Here is a 10,987-nt window from a genome sequence, read left to right on the forward strand (position 1 = left end):
GGGATTACTCCTCTGATAGCGCGCTCCACTCGTCATACAACTGCTCCAGTTCTTCTTTGGCAGCATGGATTTGATCGTTGCGTTCTTTTGCCTGCACATGATCACTATAAATTTCTGGGAGACATAGCTCTTCCTCCCATTTGACAATGTCAGCCTCTCGTTTTTGGATCGCGACCTCAATTTCTTCCAAACGGCGCTGACGTTGACGTTCGCGACGTTTCGCTTCCTTATCTAGCTCATAAGAGGATTTCTCAGGCTGTGCCCATACGGTACCGCCTTGTTTTTTTGCGGGCTGCGCTGCTTGTTCGGCTGCGAGCTCTTCCAGTTCCTGCTTTTTCTCCACGAAGTAATCATAGTTACCCAAATAGCTGGTTACGCCATCACCTGTCAGCTCTAGTACACGGGAGGCAATCTTGTTTAAGAAGTAACGGTCATGGGAGACGAACAGGATCGTACCCGGATAATCGTAGAGGGCATTCTCGAGCACTTCCTTGCTGAAAATATCCAAGTGGTTCGTCGGCTCGTCGAAGATCAGGAAGTTTGCTTGCTTCAGCATGAGCTTTGCCAGAGAGACGCGTGCACGCTCTCCTCCAGAAAGGTCGCTGATCTTCTTTTGTACATCATCACCGCTAAACAAGAAGTTGCCGAGTAAGGTGCGGACGTCCTTTTCCAGCATGTTCGGGTACTCATCCCAAATTTCGCCCAGCACCGTATTCCGTTCGTTCAGGTTACGATGCTCCTGGTCGTAGTACCCGATCGTTACATTGCTTCCGAAATGAATATCGCCACGCAGCTTAGGCAACTGTTCCACAATCGTTTTTAACAGTGTCGATTTCCCGATACCATTGGGACCGACCAATGCCACACGCTCCTCGCGCTCGATTTCAAACGTAAGGCCCTGAGAAAGGACAGCATCCGGGTAGCCAATCGCGACGTTGTTTGCTTTCATCACAATGGTGCCGCTCATTTTCGCCACATCAAAGGAAAAGTGGACGGATTTGTTGTTCATGATTGGCTTGTTCAAGCGGTCAATCTTTTCCAACGTCTTGCGTCGGCTCTGTGCTCGTTTGGTCGTCGTAGCCCTAGCGATGTTTCGCGCGATGAAATCCTCCAGCTTGGCGATCTCTTCCTGCTGCTTTTCGAATCGTTTCAAATCCTGTTCGAGCCGAGCTGCCTTTTCATCGAGGAAGCGGCTATAGTTACCGACATAGCGGGTAGCGCGTGTCCGTTCGATTTCATAGACAACGGTCACGAGCTTGTCCAGGAAGTAACGGTCATGGGAAACTACGAGAATGGCACCCTGGTAGTTTTGCAAATACGTCTCCAGCCAAGTCAGTGTCTCGATGTCCAGGTAGTTCGTCGGCTCATCGAGCAGGAGAATGGTGGGAGATTGGAGCAGCAGCTTGGCGAGTGCCAGACGAGTCTTTTGTCCGCCGCTCAATGTGCGGATCGGCGTCGTGTAATCGAAGTCCGCAAAGCGCAGGCCGTGCAAAACCCCACGTATCGCACCCTCGTAGCTGTAGCCGCCCTTTTCCTTAAAGGCTTCCGAGCGGTGAGAGTAATTTTCCAACAGTTGCTGGTAACGCTTCTCATCAGCGAGAATAGCCGGATCGCCCATTTTTGCCTCGAGCTCACGAAGCTCCAGCTCTTCTTTTTGCAGATGGGAAAATACGGAGAGCAACTCATCCCAAATCGATCGTTCCGATTCAAGGCCGCTGTTTTGTGCCAAATACCCGAGTGTAACATCCTTTGGAATGCGGATAATTCCTTTGTCGTAGCTTAGCTCGCCGGCGAGGATCTTCATCAGAGTCGATTTGCCTGCACCGTTTACGCCAACCAGACCAACCCGTTCCCCGGTTTGAATTTGCAGGGAGATGTCTTGTAGAATGGTTTCGATACCGTACGTTTTTTCTATATGTTCAGCTTGTAGCAAAATCATCGGATTCACCTCTTTATATACTAATGCCAGTGTAGCCTAGAGAGAGCGCATGGGACAAGCCTCGTGGGAATGTCCCATGCACGTTACGAGAGAGGGAAGAGGTTGTCATGGACCAAAAAACGAATAAAAAACAGCTGCGAAGCCATATTTTGGAGAGACGCAAGTCCATGTCTGCAAGGGAACGGGAGCAGCTTTCCAGAGAGGTATGCGATCAGTTGCTGTCTCATGAAAGGCTGGCTGATGCCAAAGCAATCATGGCTTTCCATCCTTTTGGAGATGAACTGGATATTCTGCCCTTTCTACATGAGGTAAAAAAGCGAGGCCAAGACATATGGCTGCCGCTCACAAACGTTGCCGAGAGACGTCTCATTCCCTATCGGTATACAGGACCGCACATGCTAAAGCAAGGAGTCTACGGGATTTGGGAGCCGGACCCTGCCTTGGCAGAAGTAGCGGACGTATCACACTTGGATGCGATCCTTGTTCCCGGCGTTGCTTTTGACAGCAAGGGCGGACGTATGGGGTATGGCGGTGGTTATTATGACCGCTTTCTGGCAACGCTGAAAAAGCTCCCGTTCTTGGTTGGAGTCGGCTTTTCTATTCAGGTTGTGGAGCATGTACCGCTAGAGTCTCATGATGTTTTGTTAGATGAAGTTGTCACCGAAAAAGGTCTTCTGCATTTTTGAATGTTTTGTGTCAGTAGCTTTTTCATGCCTTCTACTGTCGCGAATGGTGCTATCCGCCAAGGAAAAACGACGAGACGTTTTTGACAGAAAAGTGTACAATACTATCGAATGAGAAACCGGAGGAATGTATCGTGAGCAAATGGAAGGTAGGCGTTATTTCTGCAAGTGATTCGATTGCCAGAGGAGATCGTGTGGACGATCGTATGCCAATCGTTCGTCATCTGACAAGGGAATGGCTTCATGTAGATGTCGCTGTATACCGTGCCGTTAGTGATGATATGGAAGATTTGCAAGAACATATGATTGAACTCGTAGACCGCGAAAAATGCGATCTGTTGATTGTTACGGGGGGCACGGGGCTTAGCCCGCGTGACGTTACGCCAGAAGTGACAGCGTGGGTCATTGACAGACCAGTCCCAGGCTTGGCCGAAGAAATGCGCCGTGCTGGTTTGAAGCAATCCCGCCGGGCGATGTTGACCCGGGCAGTTGCGGGAACGAGGGGTAATTCGTTGATTATCAACCTCCCAGGTAATCCGAAAGGCGTAGAAATCTGTTTCAATGCGATTGGCGATATGCTATCCGACGCTTTGCACATTTTGCAAGGAACGGGAGAAGCAAACGAAGATTGGGGAGGATTGCATTGGTAGAAAAACCTCAGATGCGGGAAGTGCCAGTGCGTGAAGCGATCGGAATGATGCTTCCTCACGATATGACGCAAATCTTGCCTGGAGAATTCAAAGGACGCTTGTTTAAAAAAGGGCATGTTGTCACCGAGGCGGATATTGAGCCGCTGTTGTCGATTGGCAAAGAACATATTTACGTGCTGGAGATGCCAGAAGGCTACATCCATGAGGAAGAAGCAGGCATTCGTATCGCGAAGGCTGTATCCGGACCAGGCTTGACCTTGACGCCTCCTTATGAGGGCAAGGTGTCGATGAAGGCTGCGAGAACCGGTTTGGCCAAAATCAACGAGGAAGCTGTCCATGCGTTGAACAAACTCGAAGGAATTGCGTTCTCCACGATTTACGGCGATCAGGTCGTGCATCCGGGAGATACATTGGCTGCTACGAGAATCATCCCGTTAATTATGGAAGAGTCTCGAATCATCGAGCTGGAGCAACTGGCCAAACAGTTTGACGAACCGATTGTACAAGTAAAAACGTTTCAGGATAAAAGAGTGGGACTTGTTACGACAGGGGGAGAAGTCTTCTCTGGCAGGATTGCAGACAAGTTCGGTCCTGTGATTCGAAACAAGGTAGAAGCTCTCGGCTCTACTCTAGTAGATCAGCGTTTTGCGCCAGATGACAAGGAAGCGATCGAACAACAGATTCATTCGTTCCTCGATGAAGGAGTCGATCTGATCTTGGTTACGGGTGGCATGTCTGTCGATCCAGATGACCGCACGCCGGGAGCGATTGCAGGAGTAGGAGCGGAAGTAGTGCGCTACGGTACGCCGATGCTGCCGGGCTCCATGCTAATGGTTGCTTACAAAGGCGATGTGCCGATTCTCGGTTTGCCTGGAGCGGTCATGCATGAAACGTTTACTTCCTTTGATGTATTTTTGCCGCGCATTTTGGTTGGGGAGCGAATAGTCGCTTCCGATATGACAAGACTCGGATATGGTGGTTTACGAAAGTGCTAGCTGGTTAGACTGGCAAATAACGAAAAGCAAACGACTTCACAAGAAAAAGGAGTGAACACGTATGAGCTCAATCGGGATTCCTGGATTAATCTTAATTTTAGTTTTAGCCTTGGTGCTTTTCGGTCCGAAAAAGCTTCCAGAATTGGGGCGTGCGGTAGGTCATACTTTGAAAGAATTCAAAAATGCTACGCGTAGTCTGACGAGCGACGATGAAGACGACGATGAGGAGAAAAAGCGCAAGGAGCTAGCCTCCAAAGAAGCGTCTGCGAAAACAACGCCTGTTGTCACTGAGAAGGAAGCAACGGAGCGGGAGCGAATTGAACGCGAAGTTCGTGAAAAAATGGAACGCGAGCGCTTGGAAAAAGAAATCCGCGAGAAGCTGGAGCTAGAGCGCCTGCAAATGGAAAAAGAACAGAAGAACGCGTAACAGGTAAGGTTGGTGGTTACCATGAAGGATCAGGAAATGACAGTGGTAGAACACCTGACGGAACTGCGCAAGCGCATCATATGGGTGCTGGCCGTGTTTATTGTCGCACTGGTCGTCGGGTTTTTCCTCGCCGGTCCACTCGTGGATTATTTAAAGCAAGAACCGATTGCGGATGGCGTGCCCATTGTCTCGTTGCATCCGTCAGACGCACTTCGTGTTTACATGCAGGTTGCCTTCATAGTGGGCGCTGTCATCACACTGCCTGTAGCACTTTATCACGTTTGGCGTTTTGTTTCGCCAGGGATGGAAGTACAGGAAAAGCGCGGGACGCTTTATTTCATCCCGGCGGCTTGTTTTCTGTTTATCGTTGGTATCCTGTTTGGCTACTACGTCGTTTTCCCGATGGTCATGCAGTTTATGACCAGTATTACAGCATCGATGGGCGCAGACCCGAACTACGGAATCGCGCAATACTTTGGCTTCATGTTTAATATGGTCATTCCGTTCGGGATACTGTTCCAACTGCCGATTATCGTCATGTTCCTGACGAGACTGCGCATCCTCAATCCAATGAGGCTGGCAAAGGCACGACGCTACGCTTACTTTGCACTAGCTGTAGTCGGGATTACCTTAACACCTCCTGAGATTGTCAGTGATATTCTCGTGATCATCCCTTTGCTGTTGCTGTACGAGCTGAGCATTTGGCTATCCCGTGTTGTATATCGCAAGCAATTGAAAGAACAAGAAGCGTGGGAACAAGAATACGGCAGTCTGGAAACAAACGAACCCGTTCAATAATGAGCGTTGAAAAAAGTCTTCTGTCCCGAGTGGCAGAGGACTTTTTTGTATTTCAGCAGAAATTGGGAAATACTACGGAAGTTATGATCCGGGAGGTGCTGAATATGTGGCTGATCGTATGCTTGGCGTTGCTCTTTTCTGGGAGTACTGCTAATGCCGCCGGGCTAGGGGAGCCTATCGAACTGTTTGATACGGACAAGCAGCGCGTTGTGGCTAGCTTTGAAAATACATCTGGCTTTCAGGAGGAAGCCCAGCAAATTTTGCAGAGTGTGAGTGGGCGGGTCTTGGAGTTTAATCCATCGTTGGATTCCGCCATGATCGTGAAAATTCCGCTTGTCCCCCCAAAGCCGATAAAGCTAAAATCCGCTAATCTCGATGCGATGATTGCAGAGATGTTTGTCATCATGCCCAAAAAAGGGGAGCGTCGTCCGTGGCTGATTCTGCACACGAAAGAATATGAGACGGTCGTTGTGGAGTTTACCGAAAAAGTTGAACATCTGAGAGAGCAGGTGAAATTGCCGTAAAGTGGCGCTTCTTCTTGCAAAAACAAGCCCGGTCGTCCATAAAAAGCGACGAAACCGGGCTTTTCGATTATTTCATGGGAGTGAGGAAGGTTTGGGTGAAGTAGTCTGTATATACGCCCACTCCTAATTGGGTAAAGCCTTTTTCGAGTACGTTTTTGCGATGACCTGGACTGTTCATCCAGCCTTCATGGGCTTCGATGGCATCTGTGTAGCCTGCTGCAATATTCTCTCCGGCCATGCTGTAAGCGAGAGAGGCACTTTTCATGCGGTCAAATGGATTACTGCCGGTAGTCGCAGAGATGTGATCAAAGAAATTGTTGCCCTCCATGTCTATGCTGTGTTTTCGTGCCACATCGGCAGCTTTTTCGTTCCATTGAAGGGGCGGAAGCTTGTATCGGTAGCGGGAGACATTGACCAGATCGAGGATTTGCCGTTCAGATGCAGCATTGACCTGCTCTCGTTCACCGACACGAAGCGGCGGGGGATCAAAATTGGGTGCCTGACCTTGATAGGTCCATTTCGTTTCGTAAAAACTGCCGCGTAATAGCATTTGCGTATCCATCATACGTACGGCGGTGACTTTGTTGCCATTCTGCTTGTCCAAGTAATAAATGAAGGGCGTGCCGTCTTTTAGGACGAGAGGGCGTTGCTGCTTTTGATTGGTAATCTGGATTTGTGCCCCCTGAAAAGAGAAAGAAACAATGTTTTGTACATCCAACTGACGCTCGAGTGATTGCTGGCTGGTGCCAACTCCGATGTTTCCGAGCTTTGCTGTCGGAGCAAGAGAGTACACATCGACGACTTTGTCATCTGCGATGCCGACTTGAATGTATCGGGCAGGCTCACGATTGTACACCCACCATTGAAAGCCGAGACTGCTTGGCTCTTTGCGGGTAGGCTCACCTAACAGTTTGTGTACTTCCTTAGAAGAAATGCCAAGAGCTATATCGAAAATCGTGTTAGGCTTCTCCTCTCGAATGGGTGCTGTAGGTGGTTTGGTTGTTGCAGGCTTTTGGGGAAGCAACAGAGAGGCAGGGACTGCATCAGGTGTAGTCTGTTTTTCAGGCTGTCCGATGGAGAATACAGGAGGTTGACCGACCCAAGCAGTTTGGGAAGCTTCATCCCAACCGATAGGCTTATTCAAGTGGCGACTGATCATGGACAGAGGTACATATAGCGTTCCTTCGTATTCTAAGGAAGCTGGTATTTCCTTGCCATCCTCTGTGTAGTACTCGGGCTTTTCGTTTGCGACGATTTCACGGCCATCCCAATAGATGGAGGCTGGGTTAAGGTTGACACGTATAAAGGAAGTAGTATCCGAAGTGAAGAGACGGCTGATTCCCAAGACTCCCAGGGCAATTAAGCCAATCCAGAGCCATTTGTGCATGGAACAATTCCCTCCTTGGCGAGCTTGCCTGATTCTATGCTTCATTTATATGAGCGTGTCCGAATACTAGAACCTTTTTGCTAGAGAATGCAATTTGATAGGAGGAAGAGTAGTCAAGCAGTTGCATATGGAAAAAAGTGAGGGAAACTACTTGCAAAGTACATAGTGATTCATTATTATAGGAATTGGGTGTTAGCACTCATAACAGTCGAGTGCTAACAACAGAAATATTGTTTACCTACATTTTTTGAGGAGGGTGTTTTTAGTGCTTAAGCCATTGGGTGACCGTGTGGTAATCGAAGCTATCTCCAAAGACGAAACGACTGCAAGCGGTATCGTTTTGCCTGATTCTGCAAAGGAAAAACCGCAAGAAGGCCGCGTAATCGCAGTAGGTTCTGGCCGTGTTGCTGACAACGGCGAGCGCATCGCTTTGGAAGTAAAAGAAGGCGATAAAGTAATCTTCTCCAAATACGCTGGTACTGAAGTAAAGGTAGACAACAAAGAATACCTCGTGCTGCGCGAATCCGATATCCTCGCGATCATCGGTTAAGGCTCTTAACATAGGAAGTCGAACGAATAAACACATAACAGGAGGTAGAGATTAGATGGCTAAACAAGTCAAATTCTCTGAAGACGCTCGCCGCTCCATGCTCCGCGGTGTTGAAACTTTGGCAAATGCGGTTAAAGTGACCCTCGGTCCAAAAGGCCGCAACGTGGTTCTTGAGAAAAAATTCGGTTCTCCGTTGATCACTAACGACGGTGTTACCATCGCGAAAGAAATCGAACTGGAAGACGCTTACGAAAACATGGGTGCGCAATTGGTTAAAGAAGTTGCTACCAAAACCAACGACATCGCTGGTGACGGTACAACAACTGCAACTGTACTTGCTGCAGCTATGATCCGTGAAGGTCTGAAAAACGTAACTGCTGGCGCTAACCCAATGGTTATCCGTCGTGGTATGGAAAAAGCAGTTCGTGCAGCTGTAGAAGAAATCAAATCCATCGCGAAGCCGGTTGAGAACAAATCCTCTATCGCGCAAGTAGCTGCTATTTCCGCTGACGATCCAGAAGTAGGTAACTTGATCGCAGAAGCAATGGAAAAAGTGGGCAAAGATGGCGTAATCACTGTTGAAGAATCCAAAGGATTCGTAACAGAGCTGGAAGTAGTAGAAGGTATGCAATTTGACCGTGGCTACGCTTCCCCTTACATGATCACTGACACTGACAAGATGGAAGCGGTTCTGAACAACCCTTACATCCTGATCACTGACAAAAAAATCTCCAACATCCAGGAAGTTCTGCCTGTACTCGAGCAAGTCGTACAAAGTGGCAAACCACTCCTGATCATCGCTGAAGATGTTGAAGGCGAAGCGCTCGCTACTCTCGTAGTGAACAAACTGCGTGGTACCTTCACAGCTGTAGCGGTTAAAGCTCCTGGCTTCGGCGATCGCCGCAAAGCTATGCTGCAAGACATCGCTGCTCTCACTGGCGGTGAAGTAATCACAGAAGAGCTGGGTCTGGACCTGAAATCCGCTAAGCTGGAGCAACTGGGCCGCGCTGGCAAAATCGTGGTTACAAAAGAAAACACAACTGTTGTTGAAGGTGCTGGCGACAAGGCTTCCATCGAGGGCCGCGTAACGCAAATCCGTCAACAAATCGAAGATACTACTTCCGATTTCGATCGCGAAAAACTGCAAGAGCGTCTGGCTAAATTGGCTGGCGGTGTAGCAGTAATCAAAGTCGGTGCAGCTACTGAAACCGAACTGAAAGAGAAAAAACTCCGCATCGAGGACGCTCTGAACTCTACTCGCGCAGCAGTAGAAGAAGGTATCGTACCTGGTGGTGGTACTACTTTGATCAACGCAATCAAAGCGGTTGAAGCGATCAACGTAGGTGGCGAAGAGGCTGTAGGTGTACAAATCGTACTCCGTTCCCTGGAAGAGCCAGTTCGTCAAATCGCTGCGAACGCAGGACTCGAAGGTTCTGTAATCGTAGAGCGTCTGAAAAAAGAAGCAGTGGGCATCGGCTTCAACGCTGCAACTGAAGAGTATGTAAACATGCTCGAAGCTGGTATCGTTGACGCGGCGAAAGTTACTCGCTCCGCACTGTCCAACGCTGCATCTGTAGCGGCTATGTTCCTGACTACAGAAGCAGTAATTGCTGACAAACCAGAAGAAAACAAAGCTCCTATGGGCATGCCAGATATGGGTGGCATGGGCGGTATGGGCATGATGTAAGAAAGCGGCTCGCCGTTTTCTTCAAAGAGAGGCAGACAAATCGTCTGTCTCTTTTTTGTGCTTGGTTTAATGCTGCCAATGAAACTGGCGATTGTGGGGATAGTTCATCTGATCGGAGTGTGGGATGACTTCTTTTAGCCGCTTATCTATTTAAGCGAAGAATTTAGCACCATTCCGTTAGGCGTGCTTACACTATTTGGGGAGTACGACACAGCTCATCATTACCGATGATTTGCTTCCAAGCAATTTATCGAAGGACTTACGTCGGGGGCGATAAAATGAGCAAACGCTGGATTAGCTTTGATCTGGATGGAACCTTGATGCAAAACCCATTTGCAGCGTGGGTATTTCCGGAGATTGCGCGTGTAATCTCCGGTCAGTTAGGAAGAGAGCATGATATTGTTTCAGAAATGGTAACCGAGCATGAGCGGCGTATGTCCCAAGAACGCTACGTAGAAGCGTATGATTGGGATGATATCCTTCTTAGTAGATGCGATGCATTGTGTATAGAAAAAAAGATTGATATTGAATCGCTGGTTCGGAAACACTCTGTAATGCCCAAGGTTGATTTGCTCGAGGATGGAATTCCCCAGATGCTCGAGGAGATAAAGAGGCGAGGCTTTTCGTTGGCAGTGGTCACAAATGGCTTTTACAAGTTTCAGGCACCAGTAATGGAGGCATTAGGCTTGCTGGATTACTTTGATGAGATCATTACGCCAGAACGAGCTGGTACTGGAAAGCCGGATCCAGCTATTCTGCAAAAACTGCAGGGAGAAGTAATTGCTCATGTAGGAGATCGCTTGGATCATGACATTCAACTTGCTAACCGCAGTCATGTAACCTCTATATTAATAGAACGAAAATTGCCAGAGGAATTGTTGAGACTCCAACCGCAGATGCGCGCAAATGATCACGGAATGCGTTTGTTTTGCTTGGAGAAGTGGAGGAAGGAGTGCAAGAATCCTTTATTGTCAGAGCTTCCGGAGCTTTTCATGCCGCGAATTGTTGTTCGTTCTATGGGAGAATTGCTGTCTGCTCTGGATGAACAAGGGATGGGATAAAATTCTAGGTAATAATGCTTGCGTTTTTGCTTCCGGCTTGGTATGATAACTCTTGTCGCTTTTGAAGGGAATTTTAGAGAGAATGAAAAAAACTTCGAACTTCTAAAAATAACCCTTGCTTTTCAAAAGAAGATCTGATATAGTTTAAAAGGTCGGCGCCACAAGCGCTAACGACGAAAGAAAAGAACGATATGCTCTTTGAAAACTGAACAGCGAAAGCGTTAATGAGTCTATCATTAAATGATTTGCCAGCTTTGAACCAGTAACAAACTTTATTGGAGAGTTT

The 10,987-nt window shown here is 48.2% G+C and carries 11 protein-coding genes; 9 read left to right on the forward strand and 2 right to left on the reverse strand.

The genetic code is table 11. The features are described from left to right. Nucleotides 1–4 precede the first annotated feature (4 nt). Complete coding sequence (locus tag ACFVS2_RS33185) at nt 5–1,939, reverse strand: ABC-F family ATP-binding cassette domain-containing protein (protein WP_390240789.1); 1,935 nt, start codon at nt 1,937–1,939, stop codon at nt 5–7. A 107-nt stretch (nt 1,940–2,046) separates the two neighbouring features. On the opposite strand from ACFVS2_RS33185, the gene ACFVS2_RS33190 reads away from it, so the two are divergent. The 6 genes from ACFVS2_RS33190 to ACFVS2_RS33215 all read left to right on the forward strand — a co-directional run bounded on the left by ACFVS2_RS33190 (nt 2,047) and on the right by ACFVS2_RS33215 (nt 6,016). After that, complete coding sequence (locus ACFVS2_RS33190) at nt 2,047–2,625, forward strand: 5-formyltetrahydrofolate cyclo-ligase (RefSeq protein WP_390240791.1); 579 nt, start codon at nt 2,047–2,049, stop codon at nt 2,623–2,625. Between the two features lie 131 nt (nt 2,626–2,756). Beyond that, nucleotides 2,757–3,272, forward strand: a complete 516-nt coding sequence (locus ACFVS2_RS33195) for a MogA/MoaB family molybdenum cofactor biosynthesis protein (RefSeq protein WP_007721035.1) — start codon at nt 2,757–2,759, stop codon at nt 3,270–3,272. Continuing rightward, nucleotides 3,266–4,267, forward strand: coding sequence for a molybdopterin-binding protein (locus ACFVS2_RS33200; RefSeq protein ID WP_390240794.1), 1,002 nt, complete (start codon nt 3,266–3,268; stop codon nt 4,265–4,267). The genes ACFVS2_RS33195 and ACFVS2_RS33200 overlap by 7 nt, the downstream gene beginning before the upstream one ends. Before the next feature lie 61 nt (nt 4,268–4,328). Then, a complete protein-coding gene (gene tatA, locus ACFVS2_RS33205; protein ID WP_173621345.1) occupies nt 4,329–4,694 on the forward strand; it encodes a twin-arginine translocase TatA/TatE family subunit in 366 nt (121 codons plus the stop codon). 21 nt (nt 4,695–4,715) lie between these two features. Then, nucleotides 4,716–5,492: a twin-arginine translocase subunit TatC gene (tatC, locus tag ACFVS2_RS33210; protein ID WP_173621344.1), complete on the forward strand. Its 777-nt coding sequence runs from the start codon at nt 4,716–4,718 to the stop codon at nt 5,490–5,492. A gap of 104 nt (nt 5,493–5,596) precedes the next feature. After that, nucleotides 5,597–6,016, forward strand: coding sequence for a hypothetical protein (locus ACFVS2_RS33215; RefSeq protein ID WP_390240797.1), 420 nt, complete (start codon nt 5,597–5,599; stop codon nt 6,014–6,016). Between the two features lie 67 nt (nt 6,017–6,083). Here ACFVS2_RS33215 and ACFVS2_RS33220 read toward each other — a convergent pair whose 3' ends face one another. Beyond that, a complete protein-coding gene (locus ACFVS2_RS33220; RefSeq protein WP_390240799.1) occupies nt 6,084–7,403 on the reverse strand; it encodes a CAP-associated domain-containing protein in 1,320 nt (439 codons plus the stop codon). A gap of 265 nt (nt 7,404–7,668) precedes the next feature. On the opposite strand from ACFVS2_RS33220, the gene groES reads away from it, so the two are divergent. The 3 genes from groES to ACFVS2_RS33235 all read left to right on the forward strand — a co-directional run bounded on the left by groES (nt 7,669) and on the right by ACFVS2_RS33235 (nt 10,701). Then, a complete protein-coding gene (gene groES, locus ACFVS2_RS33225; protein WP_007721023.1) occupies nt 7,669–7,953 on the forward strand; it encodes a co-chaperone GroES in 285 nt (94 codons plus the stop codon). Nucleotides 7,954–8,008: 55 nt separating this feature from the next. Next, nucleotides 8,009–9,640: a chaperonin GroEL gene (gene groL / locus ACFVS2_RS33230; RefSeq protein ID WP_173621341.1), complete on the forward strand. Its 1,632-nt coding sequence runs from the start codon at nt 8,009–8,011 to the stop codon at nt 9,638–9,640. A 278-nt stretch (nt 9,641–9,918) separates the two neighbouring features. Continuing rightward, on the forward strand, nt 9,919–10,701 hold the full coding sequence (locus ACFVS2_RS33235; protein ID WP_390240802.1) for an HAD family hydrolase: 783 nt from the start codon (nt 9,919–9,921) through the stop codon (nt 10,699–10,701). Nucleotides 10,702–10,987 lie beyond the last annotated feature (286 nt).

Source organism: Brevibacillus sp. NPDC058079 (genome assembly GCF_042885155.1).
GTDB lineage: Bacteria > Bacillota > Bacilli > Brevibacillales > Brevibacillaceae > Brevibacillus.